Raw genomic sequence first — 23,359 nt, 5'->3', positions numbered from 1 at the left:
CTTCCACATTGTCATTTGTTATTTTTGAAGCATTTCTAACGATTGCAGTTACATCATGTCCTCTTTCAAGTGCTTCTTCTAATACTAGACTACCTACTTTTCCACTTGCACCGATGATTCCAATTTTCATAAATTTTCCTCCTAAATTTTTAAATTTAGATAGTAGAGTGGGTTGAATGAATTAAATAACGTTCAATAATTGTAACCGTAACAATTACAGTTACATTATAGAGAGAGGGATAAGTTTATCCGTTATTCACTAGAATCTTATTAACAATATTGTCTAAAGTAACATCCTTTAGTACTGCTTCCATTGCACCTTGAGCACTTTCTAAAATTACTTCCAAGACCATTTGAATATTAGCACCTACTGTACATTTAGGGTTGGTATCTTCATGAATTTGAAAAAGATGTCCACTTTCTACTACTTCTACAGCTTTGTACACATCAAACAATGTGATTTCATCTAATGGTTTTAAAAGTTTAGCACCTGTATTTCCACGTGAAACTTCTATGAAACCCGCTTCTTTAAGTTTACCCATTAATCTTCTAATAACTACAGGGTTAGTGTTTACACTCTCTGCAATCTGAGTTGAAGACAATGTATATTCTCGTTCAATCTTAATTAAAGTCAGTATATGAACACCAACTGTGAAACGACTGCTAATTTTCATTTCAATCACCTCATGTAACCATTGTAGTTACATCTAAAATGAAAGTCAATCATTCTATATTAAATACATAAATTGATCTATTTTTATAAAAGTTGGGTATATTAAATATATAGTATCTTTAAAAATATTAGGGGGTCAGTTCATGAATTTCAAAAGATTGTTGATGGCTGGTGGTCTGTCTATGGTGCTTGTACTCGGAGCATGTGGGGGTGCAGATGAAGAAAGTACAGAAGATGCTTCAACAGAAGAAGATAGCAGTGCATCGAGTGGTGACGTTGACGCTGAAGGCATTGCGAGAGATAACTGTGCATCTTGTCATGGTGAAGATTTCTCAGGTAATATGGGTCCAGCACTTGCAGGAACGAGCTTAAGTCAAGATGATTTCGAAGAAATTGTAAGGAATGGTCAAGGACAGATGCCTGCCTTCAGTGAAGATCAAGTTAGTAATGATGAACTATCTGCACTCTACACATTCTTTAGCGAACAATAACTTTAGCCTCCCGATAATAAGCCCCACTTAAGTTGGATTTCTTAACTTAAGTGGGGCTTATTTCATCTATTCTAATTTTAAAGTAAATGCATTTATAGCCACAATAATTGTACTCAGAGACATCAAAATTGCACCTACAGCAGGAGACAGAATGAGACCCATAAATGCTAAGATACCTGCAGCGAGTGGTACCGCTACGATATTATATCCCGCTCCCCACCATAAGTTCTGTACCATCTTTCTCATCGTATTTTTAGAAAGAGATAGGAAATGAATAATATCAGATGGGTTACTTTTAACGAGTATCACATCGCCTGATTCCACTGCAACATCAGTACCCGCACCAATTGCCATGCCGATATCTGCTCTAATTAAGCTTGGTGCATCATTTATACCATCTCCCACCATCATGACTTTACTACCTCGCGCTTGATAGTCTTGGATAATACGTTCTTTATCTTCAGGCATTAACTCTGAATGAACGTCGTTAATATCTAATTCTCTAGCAACTGCTACAGCTACTTCTTTATTATCACCTGTAAGCATAACCGGTGTAATATTTCTTGATTTTAAATCAGAAACCATTTGTTTAGAGCTTTCTTTAATTTTATCACCCTGAGCAATAATGCCGATTAAATGTTGATCTTGGACTAAGTAACTAATTGAGTTGCCTTGTTGTGCCAGCTCTGTAAACTGTGATTTATTATAGTCAATCTGATTGTTATCAATGTAAGAGGCACTCGTTATTTTATAATGTTGATCATCAATCATACCTTCTAAACCAACCCCTGGGATATTATTTACATCCTGAGGAGTAGAATATGAGGTATCTTTTTCTTTAGCAAAATCCACAATCCCTTTTGCTAGTGGATGATTAGACTGACTTTCTAATGATGCAAACTTACTTAGTACATCTTCATCATTTAATTCATCTACGTAACTTTCATAGTAATTTACTGAGAATACACCTTCAGTTAAAGTACCGGTTTTATCCATCATGACATAATGAATATCTCCCGCTGTTTCCACAGCCTCTCTATTTTTTAGAATTAAACCATTTTGTGCACCAAGAGATGTAGAGCGCGCCGTGACTAATGGGATTGCTAATCCAAGGGCATGTGGACAAGCGATGACCAGTACAGTAACAAGTCTCTCAAGTGCAAAATCGACATCATTATTGATTAGAAGCCAGATAATAAAAGCAATCAAACCAGCACTAACCGCAAAATAGAACAAATAGCCTGCTACCTTGTCAGATAGAAGTTCCGCACTAGATTTATCATTTTGGGCTTGATCTACAAGTCCCATAACTTGTGATAAATATCCATCTTCGCCAGTCGCTGTTACCTTAACTTGAATGGTACCAGAGCCGTTTACCGAACCTCCGATTACACTGTCATTTAATTCTTTTTGAACTTTTTTAGACTCACCAGTTACTAGAGACTCATCAACCGAGGTCTGCCCTTTAACAATCAAACCATCTGTTGGAATACTTTCTCCTGCCTTAACTTCAACAACATCATCAATCATAATATCTGATATGTTTATTTCTTGTCGTTCATCATTTTCTACTACCTTAATTGCAGTATTAGGCAAGAGCTCAGCCATTTTTTTAAGTGCATCTCCAGCACTTCCAACTGCATTCATTTCAATCCAATGTCCAAGTAACATTATTAAAATCAGTGTTGCTAGTTCCCAGAAAAAGTCCATTGTATGAGATGTTGCATCAGTAAAATGATTCATATAGAAAGCATATAAACTATAAAAATATGCAACAGAAATACCGAGAGTAACGAGCGTCATCATACCTGGTTTCTTACTAGTTACTTCACTCTTCGCACCCGCTAAAAATGGTTGTCCACCATAGAGGAATAAAACTGTCGCTAGTACTAAGACAATCCAATCAGATCCTGGAAAGGTAAATTGAAACGGCAAGTCAATTCCCATCATTGGGGAAAATAAAATAATTGGAATCGCAAAAATCAGTGAAACAAGAAATTTCACCTTAAAATTTCCATGATGATGAGTGTGACCAGTATGATTATCATGGTTGTGTTGTGTATGTTCGTCATGTTGGTGATGATTTTTGTCACCATGTTCGTAATGTTTTTCATTATGTTCCAAAAATTTCACCTCTTTGTAATTACTTCATTAAGTGAATTATACCATATACTGTAGGGGGGTATAAAGCTTTCTGTTTGCTATTAAGTAAATAAAGGTTCAGAACTAAAAATATAGAGATTAACAAGTTATAAAGATTGGTATTAAAAAAGAAGAAATTCTAGAAGGAAAGTGGTTTAACATGAAAATAACAAATGTTAGGTTATTAACTGATCACTATCAAAGCATGTTTAATTCCTATAATGAAACTTTGAGATTAGAATGTGTTTTTGGTAATGAAAACTCTAACTATGCTGACTTTAAATTGGGAGAAGTTTATTTATCCCTATTTATAAAAGAACATATGATAAAAGCCCTGAACTTCTACGATGAAACTGAATATAAAAACCATAAACAAGTTATCGTAGTTGAAGTAGATGATGTTGACCAAACCTATGAAGATTTTAAATCTAAAACAAATGTAATTACAGAACCGACAAATCGTGATATATGGGGAATAAGATGCTTCCATATACTTGATCCAGAAAGTAATGTAATAGAGTTTTATAATGCCTTGTAAATAGTAAGTATCTCGTCATTAAATAATAGCACTCTTTTATCAGAATTGTAGAATATCATATTTTAAAACATATCATACTCATAAAATACACTCGTAAAGACTTCTCTTATGAACTCCTTAAGAATACAATTTTAAAAAATTTTAACCACTTTCACACTCAACTAAACGAAATTTTGATAAGAAAATAAAATCTATAATGTCTATAATTGAAACTAATCTTCTTCGGTCAATTTGAAAAAGCTAGTTACTTTGTTAGTCTTAAAACGACTTACAATTAGGTAATCGATTAAATAATGGAGGTTTTTTATGAAACATTTTAAAACAATGGATTGGGGAACTTTCATACTAGCTGTTATTGTTTTATTTGCTGTGGTCATCCCTTTAATCTATTTCCCAGAAGTCAGTGAACAGGTTATTCTGTCATTAAATGAGATTGTAACTGGTCAATTAGGAACTGTATATTTAGGCATTGGACTTGCAGTTTTACTTTTTGTACTTTACATCGCATTTGGTAAATATGGTCATGTGACTTTAGGAGAAGCATCAGAAAAGCCAGAGTTTAATACGCTTAGCTGGGCAGCCATGCTATTCTGTGCTGGTATTGGTTCAAGTATTTTATATTGGGGTGTGATTGAATGGGCATACTACTACGATGCACCACCGTTTCACTTAGAACCAAGAAGTGAAGAAGCTGTCAACTATGCTGCTACATATGGTATGTTCCACTGGGGTCCTATTGCATGGGCAATATATGTACTACCAGCCTTGCCAATCGCTTACTCTTTATATGTTAAAAAAGTACCTATAATTAAAATAAGTCACGCTTGTCGACCTATACTCGGTAAGCATGCAGATAATTGGGTCGGTAAAATAATAGACGTATTATTTATTTTTGGTTTACTCGGCGGAGCTGGTACAACACTCGGTTTAGGGACACCAATGATTGCAGCCGGTATCGGTTCGATTTTTAATATCGACGGAGATACCATGGCAATTCGCATTGGTGTATTAGTAGTCGCTACATTAATTTTTGCAGTTAGTTCGTATTCAGGACTTAAATACGGAATTAAGATTTTAAGTGATATTAATATCTGGTTAACATTTGGCTTATTATTGTTTGTATTCATTTTAGGGCCAACTGTTTTCATAATGGAAACAACGCTATCTAGCCTCGGATTAATGATTACTGATTTCTTTAGAATGGCAACCTGGCTCGAACCATTTGGTGGCGTTGGTGCAGATATACCTGAAGAAAACTTCCCTCAGTCATGGACAGTATTTTATTGGTCATGGTGGTTAGTATATGCGCCATTCGTAGGATTATTCATTGCACGTATTTCCAAAGGTAGAAATTTAAAAGAAGTGATCTTAGGTACTATCGTCTATGGTACCTTAGGAAGTGTATTATTCTTTGGAATACTAGGTAACTACGGTTTATGGTTAGAATTATCAGGCACATTTTCTGTAACAGAAGTACTGAGTAATGAAGGTGGGCCAGGTGCGATAATGGCTGTCTTAGGCCAATTGCCTTTAAGTAAATTAGTAATTGCTGTCTTTGTCATCACAGCAATTATATATCTAGCAACAACATTCGATTCAGGTTCATATATTCTCGCTGGTGCAACTCAAACATCTATAGAAGATGAGCCATATCGTTGGAACCGTTTATTCTGGGCATTTGCTTTATCACTATTACCATTTTCACTATTACTCATTAGTGGTGACGATGCATTAAATCTATTACAAACAGCTTCTATAGTAGCTGGTGTACCTTTAATCATCATATTTATAATGCTAATGATATCGTTCATTAAAACTTTAAGTAACGACCGTGTTAAGCTTGAAGAACGATCAAGAAATGTGAAAGAAAAAGAGAGACGAACGCTTTCTATCACATATGCCAAAGAGAAAAATAAATGGTGGGAAGACTAGTTTGTAAGTTCGATCTTCTTCCGTAACTAAGACAGAGGCTACCTTTTTAGAGGTAGTCTCTATTTTAGTTATACAACTATTTTTATAATGCAATTACTTATCTAAATTCTAAGTAATATTTTAGTCCTCTACTAGAATGTTTCGTCTATCCTCAGTTCAAACAAATGATTAAATAGCCTCCTTCAACTTTACGTTTTTAAATGCTTAAAGTTGATAAATTCAGTCAAATCCCTTGTCATATAAGCCTTCTAATTCTTCTTTTCTTATAATCAGAAAATATTGTAATTGACAGTTTCTTCAAAAAATACTTAATAGATACATTAGGATATATAACCAATAATTTCCTATACATTGAATCTGGAGATGAAACATGGAAAACAACCAACAAAATAAGAAACTGAATCGTTACTCAATCCGTAAGTTTAAAACTGGTGTAGGGTCCCTAATCATAGGTACTTTAATCTTTCTAAGTGGTTCACTTGTTGTACAAGCTGATGAAGTGACTGCTGATAATAACACACTTGAAACTACGGAAGATACGAATTTAGAAACTACTGAACTCACCTCAACTAATCAAACTGATGAAGCACTTACCTCTATAGAAGAAAACAATGCTACACCCCTTACTTCTGAAGATGTTACCCCACAAGAACAAGAAACAACAGAAGATGCCGTATCTAATTCCACTACTCAAACCGAACAAGCAGTTATACCTACAGAAGAAATTGAAAGTCAAGATTCTGTAGAAGAAGCAGTGACTACACAAGAAACAAATAATGTAGAAGTTAATGAAGCAGATTCAATTACAGAAACAGAAGAAGTACCCACTGGGGAAACACCGTCTATAGACCAGACTGTCAGTGAGCAAGAAGTAAACATCGAAGAACCTCAAAATACAGAAGAAATAAATGATAGTCCTGAAGAGATTGTTACTGATGATAGTATAAGTGAAGATCCAGAGGAATCATTGTCTTATATTGATGAAAACTATCCCGAAACTGGTTCAACTTCTAGCCCTGTAAACAAAATTATTCGAGTAGGTACTAAAGTTGTAGAGCCAACTGACCCTTCAGAACCAACCGATCCGACGGATCCGACCGAACCAACGGAGCCAACGGAGCCAACAGATCCGACAGATCCAAAGGAGCCGACTGAGCCTGCAGAATCAATTGAACACATAGATTCAATAGAACAGACAGTAGAAACAAAACAGTCAAGTTCTTCAAACTCAAAAAATATCTCTACATTCGAATATGTAAATCAACAAGTTGATGCTTCAAACCTAGAAGTACAGAAGTTTAAAACAGAAAAAGTATCCAGTCAGCCTAATATCGATAAGGATATGACATTTAAGACTAGTCAAGAAAAATTACCAGACACTGGTGAATCACAAAATGCATTGCTTCCAACATTTGCACTTGTACTTTCATTACTAGGCTCAATTCTTCTGTTTTCTAGACGTAAAAAATCTAACAAAAATTCGTACTATCATCTTAAATTAAGCTATATTTCTAAAATTTTTAAGAGCAAGTAGTTTCTAATCATTAATTGATTAAGAAATTGCTTGCTCTTTTCCTTTTTAGGGTATTAAACATTGTATAATGTGTTAACATTTATCAAGCATATTTTAATAATAAGTAAGTTTGAAGCGCTCATTTTTACCCAAATACACATTTAAATTTTACGATTATAATATAATCAGAGTAATATAGTATATTAATGAACGAGAATCAGATAAGGATGATTTTATGAAACCTAGGATTATAATTCTGCTAAACTCCATAGATATTAATAGAGGTGGCCTCACGCATGCATCTTTAAGACAAGCGAGTACCTTTGCAGATGCTGGTTATGATACCCAGATACTAACTTTCAACTATGAACCGCGCTTTCCTATCATCTGTAAAAAACTCAAAGAGATGGGCAAAGTAAGTAATAATGTCGTCATACGTAATATGTTTGAAGAAAAGGCACTATACGGAAATAAAGATAAAATCAATATGCGTAAAGTTAAAGTGAAATTATCTGATTACGAAAAACACTATGCCATATCTCAGAGAAAAAATCATAATGCCTATAGACTTTATAATAATGGTCTATATGAAAAATATATCGCTCTACGTAAGGACGATACTCTAGATTTCATTGACTACTTTAATGAAAATCGCTATAGAGTGAAACGAGAAAATTACAACTACTATGGTCATATGACTAGGGTGCAGTATTTCAGCTTTGAAGAAAACAAGGTAAGACAACAATTGTTTTTCGATAAAACAGGAAAAGCATTCTTGAATTTTTGGAAAGATCCTTCAACTGGAAAGATCAGCCGGGTCATCCATTTAGGCTCAAATAATAATATAATCAGTGAGACAACTGGAGATACCATACCTCATAAAATTCACTGGCTAAAAAGTGTATTGAACGAATCAAATGAAAGAATAATGGCAATCTCAGATACACGTAGCACGGATGAATTACTTGTTAAACTAAAGCATCCAAACACAGTAAGATCACTCCGCATGCACAGTAATCACCTTAAAAATCCAGATAATCCTGATTCTGAGTTAAATAAACGAAATGGCTATGCAATAGAAAATATAAAGAATGTCGATGCATTGATTGTGCTGACAGACAAACAGAAGCATGATATCGTTAACCGTTTTGGACTTGAGAATAAAGTTCATGTCATTCCAAATTATTATGAAGCGAAAGCACCTAAGCCAAAAGGGTTAAAATCCATTTTTATTAATGAGAAACAAGACAGTACTCAAATTAAAAGAGATTTGTCTAAAGTCGTAATTGTATCAAGATTTGCAAGCATTAAAAATATAGACCATACCATCCAAGCATTTAAAAAAGTGGTCACAGAAGTTCCAGAAGCTAAATTAGAAATCTGGGGATCTGGGGATCAAAAAGATGAATATGCAGACTTGATAAAATCACTCGATCTCAGTGATAATATATTGATTAAAGGTTATACTGAGCATCCTGAAAAAATATACCAAAGCGGTGGTTTGTCAGTCCTAACCTCCAATGCCGAAGGTTTCTCTCTTGCAGTCATGGAAAGCATGGCAAATAGCTCGCCAGTTGTGAGTTATAATATAAGATATGGACCATCTGATATGATTGAAGATGGTGTAAATGGATTCCTCATAGACAAAAGTGATATAGATGCTTTATCAGAAAAAATGATACACATGTTAAAGAACCCTGAAAAAACAAGAGATATGGGTAATGAAGCAAAAAATACAATTCAAACAAAATTTAGCAAGGAAATCTACCAGAAACTATGGTTTTCTCTAACAGACACGTTACTTGAAGTATTAGAAAGGAACAATCACAATGAATAACCTAATTTCTGTTATCACTCCAGCAGAAAATAATGAAAAATATATTAATACAGCTTTAGAGTCACTAAGAAACCAGGAATACACAAATTTCGAGGCGCTCGTCTTACACTCAGATATAGAGACATTAAAAAGTATCGTTAATGATGAGTACTTAAATGATGACAGGTATCGATTTATTAATACGCCTGCAGATATTTATGTCGGTGCCACGCGAAATATCGGAATTGAACAAGCAAAAGGTGCCTACCTGTATTTTCTAGATAGCGACGATTATATTGCCGAGAACATGTTGCAACTACTACATGACAGCATCGGAGAATTCCCGATGATTCGTGGAAGAATGAAAACGACGGATTTCAGCACAAGTTCCGTCATTATACTACCCGGTACAAATAAAATAAAAATGTATTCAACTAGAAGATACAACCTGCTTAGATCAGAATCTGCAATCAACTATCTGATTTCAAAGAATTTTATCGATAATATGAATCTAAGATTTTCTGAACAATTTAAAACTTATTCAGACCTCACTTTTATGGTTCCATTGATGGAAGAAATTGATATAGTCCCTTACGCCGAGGAAGCAATCTATTTCAGAAGAAGAGGGAATGACCCAATTAACAACCCGACACTTAGACAGTCTTCTCTCGAACAACTCACACCCGATCTCTTTGGCGTCTATAATCAGCTGAGATCAGATAATATGAGTGCAGAAGGACGAAAATATCTAGATGACAAACTCCTTAACTTCTATAGAAAACGTTTGGTGACTGAATTCAGAGATGATACCACAATCGATTACTACTTTTCTGGTCTAGTAGAGAGTATAAATAAAATTGATCCGGATCGACTGAAAAACAAGGATTTCATACTCAAAAATGATGTAAAAGTTATAAAATCTAACAACAAACCTCGCTTCCGAAAACTTAGTAATTTGAACCATTTTCTTAGAGATATTAAAAATGGAATCTCTTCAAGAAAGGGCAGGAAAGAATTAATTTATAAACGTATATTCAATTATATGAAGCCCAAGGATAAGCTCGTTGTTTTCGAAAGTTTCCAAGGGAAATCTTACTCCGATAGTCCCAAATATATTTATGAATACATGCTTAAAAACAAGAGTAACTATAATTATGTATGGGTGATGAATAACTCGAACAAGATACCTGGTAATCCTAAGACTGTTAAACGAAACACTCTCAAATATTATTACTATATTGCTAGAGCCAAATATATCGTGAGTAATGTAAGAATGCCAAACAAATATATTAAAAGACCAGAACAATCATATCTGCAAACTTGGCATGGTACGCCGCTTAAAAGACTGGCTGGTGATATGGATAATGTCCACATGCCAGGTACTAATGCCGTACGATATAAGAAAAACTTTAACCGTGAAACTAATAAATGGGACTATTTAATTGCGCCTAATCAGTATTCTGCTGATATCTTCAGAAGAGCGTTTTGGTTCAATAACACCATGCTGAAAACTGGCTATCCAAGAAATGATATTTTAACGAACCATAATGATGAAGATACGATCAATAGATTGAAACGAATAAACCGTATACCAACGGATAAGAAAATTATTCTGTACGCACCAACGTGGCGTGATGATGAATATTTCAAAGTTGGTAAGTACAAATTCAACCTGAAACTCGACCTTCATAGAATGAAAGAACAATTTGGAGATGAGTACATCATTCTACTCAGAATGCATTATCTTGTTGCCTCCAACATGGATTTAACAGGTTTAGAAGACTTTGCATACGATGTTTCAAGTTACAGTGACGTGAGCGAACTATACTTGATGTCTGATATTCTCATCACTGACTATTCATCTGTATTCTTTGATTATGCGAATCTTAGACGTCCAATCTTATTCTTTACTTACGATATTGAAAAATATCAAGGACAGCTACGTGGTTTCTACATCGATATGGAGACCGAGCTTCCGGGTCCATTGCTCATGGACAATGATGAGGTGATGGATGCAATCCAAAACATTGATGCAGTAAATGAAAAATACGAGGATCGCTACAACGAATTTTATGAACGATTCTGTAGCTGGGATGATGGAAGAGCCTCAGAAAAAGTGGTTGATGCAGTGTTTGAAAAATGATTGAACTCTGACCCGAATAATAGATCGATGGCGGTATGTTGGCCTAATATAATTAAAGACTTCCATAACAAGGCTGTTGTGGAAGTCTTTTTATATCAAAATGAATTACACTATACCAACTACAATAATTCACACTTGAACATTAGTTAGTACCATATTATCTTTCCAATTAATCTAAATATTGAACATTAAATTCAGTAAAGGATGGATAAACATGAACACAGCTTTAATTATTGTCGACATTCAAAATGATTATTTCCCGGGTGGTAAATATCCATTAAGTAATCCTGAAAATGCAGCAGAGAATGCCAAAAAATATTAACATGGTTTAGAGAAAATCGTAGTGAAAATATTTACCATGTTCAACATATTGCACCTGATGAATCAATGGGTTTCTTCGCTCCTGATACCGAAGGTGCAGAAATTAGAGAAGTTATACAGCCTCAAGATAATGAAACGCTTATTGTAAAACAATTTCCTAACAGTTTCGTTAATACAGAACTACACGATAAGTTGCAAGCTCAAAATATAGATCATGTTGTGATTGTTGGTATGATGACACACATGTGTATTGATGCGACTGCTAGAACTGTAGCGGACTTAGGTTATAAAGTATCAGTCGTTGAAGATGCATGTGCTTCACGTGAGTTAACTTATCAGGGTCATGTTATTAAAGCAGAGGATGCACACTATGCATTCATCAGCGCACTAGACTTTTTAAATGTTGATATTTATACAACAGAAGATTTTATTCAACAACAATAAACAGTACTAATATTTAAAACTCACAGGAAGAAATCAGCAAAGCTGATACAAGAAGAAGGTTACACAGAAGATGAAGAATAATTCATAAAAATAAATAGATGGCTACCTTCCTTGCTCAAGCAAGTTAGGTAGTCTTTTTCATTATTGAAGTGATTGATGTTTCTCTACATCGATTTCCTGTATGATTAAAGTAACCAATTTTACTTTAGAAAGGAAGGAAATTGATGAACTACAAAAACAATTGGGATATGGAGAGTGTATTTCCTGGCGGAAGTGCATCAAAAGATTTTCAAAAGCGGTTATCAGAAATAGGGGAAAGTATTACAGCTTTTTCTCGAGAACTCGATAATTGGGAGCTAGACGAACATTCTAACGACTTTACGTCACTGAAGGAGATCTTACAACACTACGAAAAAATTTCAAACGCACTTGGTGAGATGGGGAGCTTTTCGAATGGTTTAGTATCTGCTGATGTTACCGATCAAAAAGCAATGCAGAATTTAAATGCAGTTCGTAACTTAGTTAAAGATCTCTCATCACAGAACATTATATTAAATAAAAAGATCAGTGCCCTGACTGAAGACCAATTTACAAAGCTGTTAGAGGATGATTTCTTTAAACCGATGCATTTCCCGTTAGAAGAAAAACGACAAAAAGAAAAAGATTTACTATCCACAGAAGAAGAAACAATCATCAATCACTTATCATTAGACGGCTTACAGGGCTGGGGGAATATGTACAATCAACTCGTCGCTTCTATTCAAATTCCAGTAACTGAAGATAACGAAACTGTTTATTATTCAGCCGGTCAATTTGAAAACAAGATGAAGTCAGAAGAGAATCCAAAAGTTCGTGAAAAACTTTTAAAAACGTGGGAAAACACATGGGAAGAGAAAGCTGATTTATTCTCTACAACACTCAATCATTTATCAGGATTCCGTTTAAACGACTATGAACTTCACGATTATAAAGATTATATGAAAGTACCACTAGATTACAACCGTATGGAAGAAGAAACACTTGATATGATGTGGGATACAATTACAAAAAATAAAGCACCTTTCAAAAAGTACTTTGAACGAAAGGCGCAACTCATCGGTGTTGATCAATTAGGATGGCTTGATGTTTCAGCAAGTGTTGATGTGGGTGATTATAAAAACAAGCAGTATACCTACAATGAAGCGGCAGAATTTATTATCGATAACTTTGAATCATTTAGTCCAAAAATGTCAGAGATGGCACGTCGAGCTTTTGAAGAGCAGTGGATTGAAGCGGAAGATCGTCCAGGAAAACGCCCTGGTGGATACTGTTCAAACCTTCCTGAATCTAAACAGTCGCGTATTTTTATGACGTTTGCCGGTAGCACTAGCAATGTGTCAACACTCGCACATGAACTCGGACACGCATTCCATAGCTATGTCTTACGTGATTTACCATTATTCAACCAACGTTACGCAATGAACGTTGCAGAAACAGCTTCTACATTTGCAGAACTTGTCGTTTCAAACGCAACTATTGAAAATTCAACGTCAAATGCAGAAAAAATCAACTTACTAGATGAAAAAATTGCTAGAAGTGCGACTTTTATGATGAATATCCATGCACGCTATATCTTTGAACGCAATTTCTATGATGAACGCCAAAAAGGAACTGTAGATAGTAACAGACTGAAAGAACTGATGAAAGAAGCACAAAAAGAAGCCTTTCAAGATGAACTTTCTTCATACCATCCAATGTTCTGGGCAACAAAGTTACATTTTCATATTACAGGTGTCCCATTCTATAACTTCCCGTACACATTTGGATACTTCTTTAGCTTAGGTATATACAACCGTTTCTTAGAAGACGAAACGTTACGTGAAGATGACTATATTGCACTGCTTCGTGATACTGCAAGCATGACTACAGAAGACCTTGCTGAAAAACACTTAAATGTTGACCTAAGAAAACCAGACTTCTGGCAACAAGCACTGGATTCAGTGCATAAAGATATTGAAGAGTTTTTAGAGCTAACAGAATCATATGTTTAATGTATAGGGACACATTAGCAATTAAACAAATACGAGTTACAAGCAAAAGAAAGTACTCAAGTTAAATAAAAGCGTACTAGAGCTAAGGCTCTAGTACGCTTTTATTACATTTCTCCAGACTTCACTTTCATATACATCTCTTTAAATTTCTCTTTACTGAAAATCACTGGTACGGGATAATTCGGATTCGCTTCATCAAATGCGTAGCCGGCCATTTCATCGATATCAGACTCTTTGATATCAGCGATATGATTACCGATGCCGAGATTTTTATTCATCTCTAGAATACTGTCGATGAACTTCTCTGTTTTTACCTTGTCAGTATCACCCGGGGCAGTCACACCTGCACAATCAGCCAGTTTGGCCAGATTCTCATGTACGGTATCTCCGTATTCCTTTAATACGTAAGGCATGATAATTGCATTCGATTCACCATGTGTTACTGGATATTTTGCACCGATCTGATGTGACAATGCGTGGATATTGCCGACATAAGCTCTCGTAAATGCGCGTCCCGCAATGTAAGCAGCATACTGCATATTTTCACGTGCAATTCTATCACCATTTTCGTGGAAGGCTGACGGCAAATTGTCATAGATTAGTTTAACCGCAACTTCTGCCATTTTCCTTGTATCTTTTGTATTGCTCAGATTGATGTAGGCTTCAACTGCATGACTGAGCGCATCCATACCCGTGTGCGCAGTAATCGTCTTCGGTAAATTGGATGTAAGTTCCGCATCAAGTACTGCAATTTCCGGCAACAGCACCGTATCGGATATCGCATATTTCATATGGCGCTTACTATCAGTTATAACTGTTGCTATCGTGCCCTCACTTCCGGTACCAGATGTCGTCGGCACAGCAATCACCGGTGGCAGCTTTTTACGTACTTTCAGAAGACCGTGATATTTATGCAGGTCAGCATTGCCTGTACCTACAACGACCGCAGCACCTTTGGCACAGTCGAGTGCAGAACCCCCACCAAAACCGATAATCGCGGTACATCTATTTTTATTGTACTCGGCAGCGGCTTCCCTGACGTTCTGATCTGTCGGATTTGCCACCGTCCCGTCGTAAATAATGTATTCGATATTCTTTACCTCGAGACCATACAGAAGATTGTCCATCAGGCCAAGATCCCGTATGCCTTTGTCGGTCACAATCAAGACTTTTTTATAATTTCTGGCAGATAGTGTATCTGGCAATATATCAAGTATTCCCTCACCACGGAGGAGGAGAGGGGGTGACCAGTCCAGCACTTTCGCGGCCTGTTTCATGATTTTCTGATAACCTCTTGCAAGACATTTAAATAATTCGAAGTTCATATTATCACCTTTCTCATTTTATTTACCCGTAGTCAGCTTTTGTTGGATAAAAATTAACTCTGGTCACCAGTGTCTTTTGTGTTGTGAATTTTTATGACTTGTAGATAGTGAAACACATATCACTTATGGTAACTCTCGGCGTATCGTTTTTCTATGCGGACGCTTGATACTTTATGTATATCGGAATAATTAGGACATAGAATCAAATCTCTCCATATTTGGAGTCCCATCTTCAAAATACATACTAGAATTATTGATGCCAAAGGCGTTTGCGAGGCTTGTAAGCAACGGATATAATGACGGCGCAAAGTTCTTTTCTTCATTGATATATGAAGGTACGGAGTGAACTATATTTCTTTTTATCGGGCTCTCAGGATACAGTTCAAAATCTCCAATTGATTGCTTGCCATTAACGTTTAGAAGTGTAGTAAAAACATAGTATGGTTTTGAAATATCAGCCTTCTCCATAACCTTTGATAAGCTGTATATTTTATTTGCTATTAGTTTCTCAAATTCATACCAGTTATATATAGCTTTTCCCATTGGTATCATTAGTACGGTTCCTTAATCGAACTTCCGTTGTTTCAAGACTTCCATTATGAAAAAGTTGTGTATAAGAACTTAAATTGCTATTAAATGATTCATAAAATACCATTATGCCGTCCATATTATATATTACATTACCTCGACGTCCACTCCCAATTTTAGTTGGGCTGAAAACATCTAGATTTTGGTCTTGTTCAGCTTTTTTTAGATCGATATAATTGTCCAATTTTGTACTTGCTTCAGGAATGATGTGAATGACCAATGCCGAGCTATTATTTAGATCATCAAATATCTCATCACCTAAAATCATACTTAATCTTTCGTTCTTAAAATTATTAATTTTATTCTCTGTAATGTTTTTATCTCCAAATGCGTTGCGTAAATCATCTAACAGCATTGGGTTCGTCATGTTGCCGTATCTTATATACATCTCGTCTTTAATGCCATTTTTAATTGCATGTGGTTTATTTAGGCTTCGTGGTACATCTATTTTAATAAGATTTACACCTTCTACCTGATCAATGTAACATTCTGAATCGTCTACACTTGATTGTACAACTCCTATGAGGGAGGTTATTGTTGCAATAGTTTCATGGTTTAGAAATATAAAAGATTATATTTCATAAACGTTTCACAAAAGACGTGTAAGATATTAATCAAAGTAGTTATAAACTGCTATTTTGTAAACAGTAAAGGAGAAAAAATAAAAAAATATAGTATCAGGAGGAGTATGCATATTACTTATGTAATATTTGAGCTTAAGTGCATTCATTAATTGAGGTAGATGTAATAAGTTTTTCAAAAGAATATAGATCCAGTTGAAAATTATAATCATCTAGAATGTATCTGATGATGACAATGTAAAAATGCTTGTCCAATGAATGCAATTAGTTATGGAGTAAGAAAATAGAGAGGAGTAGTTAGGAACGTGATAAAAAATGCACTAGCATATATTACAAGAAAGAGAAACAGAAGTTTAATAATTTTTATCATATTAACTATAGTTCTTTCTTGCTTGTACTCTTGTTTAACAATAATGAAATCAAGTAATGAAATAGAAAAGGCTTTATATGAAAGTTCTAATTCTTCAATATCAATAACAAAAAAAGATAGTCAATATTTTAATGTTAATCAATTTAAAGATATTGAAAAATTTAAAGAAATTGAAGAAATAATAATTCAATTTGATGCATTAGCAAAATTAAAAGGTGCTAAAGTAGTTAGCGGAGAGCAAAGAATAAATAGAGAAGATTTATCTGACGAATTTAAGAATGTTGTCTCACTCGAAGCTACAAATAATACTAAAAGAAATATTTTATTTAGTAGTGGAGTATTTACAATTAAAAAAGGTAAAAATATAGAAAAAAATGATAAGAACTCAATTATTGTTCATGAAGAATTTGCTAAACAAAACAATCTAAAATTAGGTGATGAAGTTGATCTTGAATTACTAGATATTGAAAAAAGTGGGACAATAGAGAGTCATAAATTTAAAATTATAGGAATCTTTACTGGTAGAAAACAGGAAACATATACAGGACTATCTTCTGATTTTAGTGAAAATATGGTTTTTGTAGATTATTCAACAAGTCAAGAGATATTAAATAAATCAGAAGATAATAAAATTGCAAATAAAATATTAATGTATTCTGCTAGTCTAGAATCTACAGACTTAGCCTTAAACAAATTGAAAGAGCTTAAAATTGATAAGTCAAAGTATTCCATTGAGAAAGATAATAATGCTTTTGAAGAATCTTTAGAATCAGTGAGCGGAATAAAACATATTATAAAAATAATGACATATTCCATCATGTTAGGTGGGATGATTGTTCTTTCATTAATCTTGATTTTATGGATAAGAGAAAGAATATATGAAGTAGGTATATTTTTATCTATTGGAACATCTAAGCTACAAATTATAATGCAATTTATATTTGAGTTAATATTCATATCTATACCAAGTATAATATCGTGCTTATTTTTAGGAAATGTACTACTAAAAGTCATTGTAGAAGGATTCATTAACTCAGAGAACTCAATGATTTCTGCTGGAAGTTTAATAAATAATAGAAGTTTTATGTTAAATATATCAACACTTGGAGAAAGTTATTTAATATTATTAAGCATTATTGTTTTATCAGTTGTAATTGCTTCTTCATTTATATTAATTAAAAAGCCAAAAGAAATATTATCAAAAATAAGTTAGGGGAAAATAATGGATATATTAGAAATGAAAAATATAACATACAGTTATGCAAATTCTAAAGAAAAAGTATTGTCAGGAATAAATCAAAAATTTGAACTTGGGAAGTTTTATGCGATAGTAGGTAAGTCAGGAACAGGAAAATCTACACTTCTGTCCATCCTTGCTGGACTTGATAAAGCTCAAACAGGAAAAATATTGTTTAAGAATGAAGATATTGAAAAGAAAGGCTATAGTAATCATAGAAAAAATAATATCTCTTTAGTATTTCAAAATTATAATTTAATAGATTATTTATCACCAATTGAAAATATTAGATTAGTAAATAAATCAGTAGATGAAAGTATCTTGTTTGAACTAGGTTTAGATAAAAAACAAATACAAAGAAATGTTATGAAATTATCTGGAGGTCAGCAACAAAGGGTAGCTATTGCTAGAGCATTGGTATCAGATGCACCAGTTATACTAGCTGATGAACCTACTGGTAATCTAGATAGTGTTACTGCAGGAGAAATAATTAATATATTAAAGACATTAGCCAAAGATAGAAATAAATGTGTAATAGTTGTAACGCATAGTAAGGAAGTAGCAGATTCTGCAGATATCGTTTTAGAACTTAGTGGGAAAAAATTGAAAAAAGTAAATGAATTGAATTTGGAGGTTGAATAATGATAAAAAATGCATTTGCTTATGTAACTAGAAAAAGCTTAAAATCATTAATTATTATGTTAGTTATTTTATCAATGGCAACTTTAAGTCTCATTAGTTTATCTGTTAAAGATGCCACAGACAGAGCTTCGGAAGAAACATTTGCTAATATAACAAACAGTTTTACTATGGAGATTAATAGACAAGTAAATCCAGGAACACCTAGAGGTGGAGGAAATGTAAAAGGTGAAGACATTAAAAAGATATCTCAAACAGATAGTATAGACTCCTATATAAAAAGAATTAACAGTGTCGCAGACCTAGTTGATCTTGATATTATTGAAACTCAAGAAACACTTGCGTATCAATCACCTGAAAGAGCGAAGAATTTTAAAAGAACAGTTATGTTAACTGGGGTTAATGATTCATCAAAAGAAACAAAATTTGTATCAGGAGCATATAAATTAGTAGAAGGAAAGCATTTAGAAAATGAAGATAATAATAAAATCTTAATACATAAAGATTTAGCGAAAAAGAATAACCTTAAAGTTGGAGACCAATTAAAAATAAAATCTAATTTATTTGATGCTGATAATGAGAAAGGTGCAGATGAAACTGTAGAAGTAGAAATTAAAGGTCTATTTGATGGGCATAATAGCGGTGGAGTAAGTGCAGCACAAGAACTATACGAAAATACATTAATAACTGATGTTCATACAGCTGCTAAAGTTTATGGCAATACAGAAGATACGGCTGTATACCAAGATGCAACATTCTTTGTAAAAGGTGATAAGAATCTTGATAGCGTTATAAAAGATCTTGGTAAATTAGATATAAATTGGAGAGAATATAATTTGATTAAAAGTTCATCCAATTACCCTGCATTGCAACAATCTATATCAGGTATCTACTCGATTTCAAATAAATTATTTGCTGGCTCATTAATATTTGCAGGAGTTGTAGTTTCATTATTGTTATTTTTATGGATGAATGCAAGAAAGAAAGAAATAGCAGTATTACTGTCATTGGGTATCTCAAAATCAAAAATTTTTGGTCAATTCCTAATCGAGATGGTATTTATATCCTTCCCCGCACTCCTTGGTTCTTATTTCTTAGCTCAGTATACAGCTGATAAGCTTGGAAACAATATATTGAATAAGGTTACTGATGATATAGCTAAACAAATAGCTAAACAATCTTCATCTAGCCAATTAGGTGGTGGGGCAGAAGCCGAAGGATTTAACATGACTTTATCAAGTTTAGATATAAACGTATTACCTATATTCTTATTTTATGTAGTTATATTTATGAGTTTAGTACTTCTTGTATCATTGATTATATCTTCATTCAATATATTAAGAAGGAATCCAAAAGAATTATTAATTGACAATAATTAAAATTTTTATATATCAAATAATATGCTATATATATTCAAATGGAGGTATCTATGAGAATATTAACTGTTGAAGATGATAATCTGATAAGAGAGGGAATAAGTGAATATCTTACAGAATTTGGATATACTGTGATCCAAGCTAAAGATGGAAGCGAAGCCTTGTCAAAATTTAATAGCGACATAAATTTAGTTCTCTTAGACATTCAGATACCTTTTATAAATGGTTTAGAAGTATTAAAGGAAATTAGAAAAAAAAGCGATTTGCCAATTCTAATGTTGACTGCATTCAGTGATGAAGAATATAAAATTGATGCATTTACTAATCTAGTAGACGGATATGTAGAAAAGCCGTTTTCATTGCCAGTTTTAAAGGCGAGAATAGATTCTTTAATTAAGAAGAATTATGGACATATAGAGAAGTTTGAATATAAGGGTCTATCGGTTAATTTTAATAGTTATACAGCTAAAATAAATGGTGAAGAAATAGATGTAAATGCAAAAGAACTAGAAGTATTAAAATGTTTGTTGGATAATGATGGACAAGTGTTAACAAGGATGCAAATTATTGATTACCTATGGAAAGATAGTGAAGAAATTCCTTATGATCGAGTAATAGATGTATATATAAAAGAACTTAGAAAAAAATTACAATTAGACTGTATAACTACTATAAGAAATGTAGGATATAAATTGGAGAGAAAATGAGAAAATTAAAGATATTTCCAAAAATATTCATACAAATATTTTCTGTTCTTGGAATAATAATTATATTAGTTCATTTACTAGTTTTTTTTATCTTTCCTACAACATATTTGGAGACGAGAAAAGATAATATTCATAATATGGCAAATGAAATTTCTAGTAGTATGAACGGAAAAGAAATAAAATATATAGAGGAAACTTTGGAACTTTATTCTAAGAGTAGTGAAATAAAGATATTTATAAAAGAAAAAAATCATAATAATGAATTACATATCAAAGATAATATAAATTTTAATTTAGAAAGTGATAGTAATTCTTTGATAATTGAAGAAAGAGAAATAAAGCTTAATGATGGTAAAAAAACAAATCTACAATTTGTTTCTACAGCTGATATGAAAAAAGATGCGAAAGATTTGAGCCTTAAATTTTTACCATATTCTATATTGATATCAATTTTATGTTCTGCCATTATTTCTTTTTTCTATGCAAAATCAATAAAAAACAATATACAAGAAATAAAAAATGTTACTGATCAAATGATAAAACTTGATAAAAAAATACGTATAAAAGTTAGTTCTAATGATGAAGTTGGACAACTAAAACAACAAATTAATGACTTGTATTCTGCTTTATTAAGAACTATTAACGATTTGGAATTTAAAAATAAAGAGATTTTAAATTTAGAAAAGTTAAAATATGATTTTTTTAAAGGTGCATCCCATGAACTTAAAAGTCCTCTTGCTAGTCTTAAAATAATACTGGAAAACATGAAATATAATATTGGAAAATATAAAGAAAGAGATATTTATATTAACGAATGCATTAAAATCGTTGATAGCTTAACAAAAAATATTTCTCAAATATTATCAGTTCATACTATAGAAAATTTGTATAATGATGAAGAATACTTGAAAATAAATGATACATTAGAAGACGTATTAAAAAAGTATGAAATATTAGCAAATCAAAAGAAAATAACTGTCAACAACTATATATTAGATGAGAATGTTTATATAGGAAAAACAGCTTTAAAGATTATTCTATCTAATTTGATTAGTAATGCTGTAAAATATACTGAAGTAAATGGAGTAATTAATATAGGGATAGTTAATGATTGGTTATATATAGAAAATTCATACGGTAATAATAAAGTGTCGAATATGGATAAAATATTTGAAGTTAAATTTGATTTAAATAAGGAAAATAGTAATGGATTAGGTTTATATATAGTAAGTAATATTCTGAATAATTATAATATAGAATATAAAGCATCGCAGGATGAAGAGTTTTTTATCTTTAAAATTAGAATAATTTCTTAAATAATATATAACTTTGCCATAGTTATTGAAAAATGGAGTCTTATTATTAGTCATGTAAGTAAAGAATATTTCATTAATGAATTGGTATCTTAAATAATTTGTTTAATTTAGTTTTTGGACTTTTCTTTGGCACAAGAGATCCCTTGTTAATTTTTTATTATCAGTAGGAGCTTTTACAATTTTTAAACAAAATTATTTGAAATAGCAGAAACAATCAGAGAAGATGAACTTCACCAAGCAATAGTGCAAGCCATCAACGAAGTGCTGGGAAACAAAGGAGATTACCTTGAATCGTCTACACTTGATTGGACAACTCCTATGAGGGAGGTTATTGTTAAATCAAAGAAAGTAGGCGATTTTTTATGACAAGAACAAGAAGGACCTTTACCCCAGAGTTTAAACTACAGATGGTGCGATTATTTGAAAATGGTAAACCCAAATCTGAAATTGTACGTGAGTATGATCTAACCACCTCGTCACTGGATAAGTGGGTCAAGAATCACCAGTCGACAGGTTCTTTCAATCATTTAGATAACTTAACAGATGAAGAAAGAGAAATGAGACAACTCAGAAAAGAAAACCAACAACTTAAGATGGAAAATGACATTTTAAAGCAAGCAGCGCTGATCATGGGACGAATTATTTTTTCACATTGAGAGCGACTGTATACACTAAGTAAATAATCAGAATAAAGCAACTTTCAACTATTTTGCACTTTTGCTCTAAAAAGTACGCAAGTGCAAAAATTCTTGCCCATACAAACACAAACAACGACACGCTATCTTCTCATGATTCTGCTAAAGAAGGAATGAGCGACGATACCCGAAGAGCAATTGAGTATGAACTGAATAAAGTAATCAAAGAAAATATGAGTGTTGATTGACATAAGAGAGAAAATTCACAAGTAAGGATGAGACTTACTGTAAGAAGACTACATAAAAAATACGGATATCCACTTGATCTTCAAAACTAGCATTGGATAATCTAGTCGAATAAGCAGAATTGATGGCTAGTGAATTATAATTTCTAAAAAGAGACCTAATATCAATGAGATATTAAGTCTATATTCATTAAGCATAAGTTATAATTAACACGCATCAACGGTGATACGCTTCAAACCGTATCACACTATACTACGGATTATTTGTGGTAGTTCTCGACGTATCATTTTTCGATG

Annotated in this window: 18 protein-coding genes and 2 pseudogenes; 14 read left to right on the top strand and 6 right to left on the bottom strand. The window is 33.0% G+C overall.

The features are described from left to right. Together V6E76_RS07270 and V6E76_RS07265 are read right to left on the bottom strand one after the other, a co-directional pair. On the bottom strand, positions 1–130 hold a 130-nt coding region (locus tag V6E76_RS07270), incomplete at its 3' end, for an NAD(P)H-binding protein (RefSeq protein ID WP_499797742.1). A gap of 115 nt (positions 131–245) precedes the next feature. Continuing rightward, positions 246–674 carry an Rrf2 family transcriptional regulator gene (locus V6E76_RS07265; protein WP_247351615.1) on the bottom strand — a complete coding sequence of 143 codons (429 nt, stop codon included), beginning with the start codon at positions 672–674 and terminating at the stop codon, positions 246–248. Between the two features lie 142 nt (positions 675–816). Here V6E76_RS07265 and V6E76_RS07260 point away from each other — a divergent pair, with 142 nt between their 5' ends. Next, on the top strand, positions 817–1,164 hold the full coding sequence (locus V6E76_RS07260; RefSeq protein WP_026865977.1) for a c-type cytochrome: 348 nt from the start codon (positions 817–819) through the stop codon (positions 1,162–1,164). A gap of 66 nt (positions 1,165–1,230) precedes the next feature. Here V6E76_RS07260 and V6E76_RS07255 read toward each other — a convergent pair whose 3' ends face one another. Then, complete coding sequence (locus tag V6E76_RS07255; RefSeq protein WP_247351617.1) at positions 1,231–3,288, bottom strand: heavy metal translocating P-type ATPase; 2,058 nt, start codon at positions 3,286–3,288, stop codon at positions 1,231–1,233. A 178-nt stretch (positions 3,289–3,466) separates the two neighbouring features. Between V6E76_RS07255 and V6E76_RS07250 the strand changes: the two genes are divergently transcribed. The 7 genes and pseudogenes from V6E76_RS07250 (at position 3,467) to V6E76_RS07220 (ending at position 14,043) form a co-directional block, all read left to right on the top strand. Then, positions 3,467–3,844: a VOC family protein gene (locus V6E76_RS07250; protein WP_499797741.1), complete on the top strand. Its 378-nt coding sequence runs from the start codon at positions 3,467–3,469 to the stop codon at positions 3,842–3,844. A 306-nt stretch (positions 3,845–4,150) separates the two neighbouring features. Beyond that, positions 4,151–5,776: a BCCT family transporter gene (locus V6E76_RS07245; protein WP_166626369.1), complete on the top strand. Its 1,626-nt coding sequence runs from the start codon at positions 4,151–4,153 to the stop codon at positions 5,774–5,776. 370 nt (positions 5,777–6,146) lie between these two features. Further along, entirely contained in the window at positions 6,147–7,310 is a 1,164-nt protein-coding gene (locus tag V6E76_RS07240; protein WP_247351618.1) for a YSIRK-type signal peptide-containing protein, read from the top strand. A gap of 214 nt (positions 7,311–7,524) precedes the next feature. Beyond that, positions 7,525–9,126 carry a glycosyltransferase gene (locus V6E76_RS07235; protein WP_247351620.1) on the top strand — a complete coding sequence of 534 codons (1,602 nt, stop codon included), beginning with the start codon at positions 7,525–7,527 and terminating at the stop codon, positions 9,124–9,126. After that, positions 9,119–11,248 carry a CDP-glycerol:glycerophosphate glycerophosphotransferase gene (locus tag V6E76_RS07230; RefSeq protein ID WP_247351622.1) on the top strand — a complete coding sequence of 710 codons (2,130 nt, stop codon included), beginning with the start codon at positions 9,119–9,121 and terminating at the stop codon, positions 11,246–11,248. The genes V6E76_RS07235 and V6E76_RS07230 overlap by 8 nt, the downstream gene beginning before the upstream one ends. 214 nt (positions 11,249–11,462) lie before the next feature. Beyond that, positions 11,463–12,013: pseudogene (locus V6E76_RS07225) on the top strand (cysteine hydrolase family protein). A 224-nt stretch (positions 12,014–12,237) separates the two neighbouring features. Beyond that, on the top strand, positions 12,238–14,043 hold the full coding sequence (locus V6E76_RS07220) for a M3 family oligoendopeptidase (protein ID WP_166626373.1): 1,806 nt from the start codon (positions 12,238–12,240) through the stop codon (positions 14,041–14,043). 104 nt (positions 14,044–14,147) lie between these two features. Here the strand turns inward: V6E76_RS07220 and V6E76_RS07215 are convergent, their stop codons facing one another. The 3 genes from V6E76_RS07215 to V6E76_RS07205 form a co-directional block, all read right to left on the bottom strand. Continuing rightward, the gene (locus V6E76_RS07215; RefSeq protein ID WP_166626470.1) at positions 14,148–15,320 is read right to left on the bottom strand and encodes an iron-containing alcohol dehydrogenase; all 1,173 of its coding nucleotides are present in this window, start codon (positions 15,318–15,320) and stop codon (positions 14,148–14,150) included. 237 nt (positions 15,321–15,557) lie between these two features. Next, positions 15,558–15,911 carry a hypothetical protein gene (locus V6E76_RS07210; RefSeq protein ID WP_499797740.1) on the bottom strand — a complete coding sequence of 118 codons (354 nt, stop codon included), beginning with the start codon at positions 15,909–15,911 and terminating at the stop codon, positions 15,558–15,560. Next, complete coding sequence (locus V6E76_RS07205) at positions 15,892–16,311, bottom strand: hypothetical protein (protein WP_247351629.1); 420 nt, start codon at positions 16,309–16,311, stop codon at positions 15,892–15,894. The genes V6E76_RS07210 and V6E76_RS07205 overlap by 20 nt, the downstream gene beginning before the upstream one ends. Before the next feature lie 531 nt (positions 16,312–16,842). On the opposite strand from V6E76_RS07205, the gene V6E76_RS07200 reads away from it, so the two are divergent. The 6 genes and pseudogenes from V6E76_RS07200 to V6E76_RS07175 all read left to right on the top strand — a co-directional run. After that, positions 16,843–18,120, top strand: coding sequence for an ABC transporter permease (locus V6E76_RS07200; protein WP_247351631.1), 1,278 nt, complete (start codon positions 16,843–16,845; stop codon positions 18,118–18,120). Between the two features lie 9 nt (positions 18,121–18,129). Then, positions 18,130–18,786, top strand: coding sequence for an ABC transporter ATP-binding protein (locus V6E76_RS07195; RefSeq protein ID WP_247351633.1), 657 nt, complete (start codon positions 18,130–18,132; stop codon positions 18,784–18,786). After that, positions 18,786–20,162 (top strand): ABC transporter permease, encoded by a 1,377-nt coding sequence (locus tag V6E76_RS07190; RefSeq protein ID WP_247351635.1) that lies wholly within the window; start codon positions 18,786–18,788, stop codon positions 20,160–20,162. Before V6E76_RS07195 ends, V6E76_RS07190 begins: the two co-directional genes overlap by 1 nt. A gap of 50 nt (positions 20,163–20,212) precedes the next feature. Beyond that, complete coding sequence (locus V6E76_RS07185) at positions 20,213–20,866, top strand: response regulator transcription factor (protein ID WP_247351637.1); 654 nt, start codon at positions 20,213–20,215, stop codon at positions 20,864–20,866. A gap of 137 nt (positions 20,867–21,003) precedes the next feature. Further along, on the top strand, positions 21,004–22,182 hold the full coding sequence (locus V6E76_RS07180; RefSeq protein WP_499797739.1) for an ATP-binding protein: 1,179 nt from the start codon (positions 21,004–21,006) through the stop codon (positions 22,180–22,182). Positions 22,183–22,544: 362 nt separating this feature from the next. Further along, positions 22,545–22,820 (top strand): annotated as a pseudogene (locus V6E76_RS07175) (transposase); the annotation flags it as partial. Between the last annotated feature and the right edge of the window lie 539 nt (positions 22,821–23,359).

Origin of the sequence: Jeotgalicoccus huakuii (assembly GCF_036665975.1) — a bacterium.
In the GTDB taxonomy this organism is placed as follows: domain Bacteria; phylum Bacillota; class Bacilli; order Staphylococcales; family Salinicoccaceae; genus Jeotgalicoccus; species Jeotgalicoccus marinus.
The sequence above is the reverse complement of the archived record's forward strand: the minus strand, read 5'-3'. Positions and strand labels throughout refer to the sequence as shown.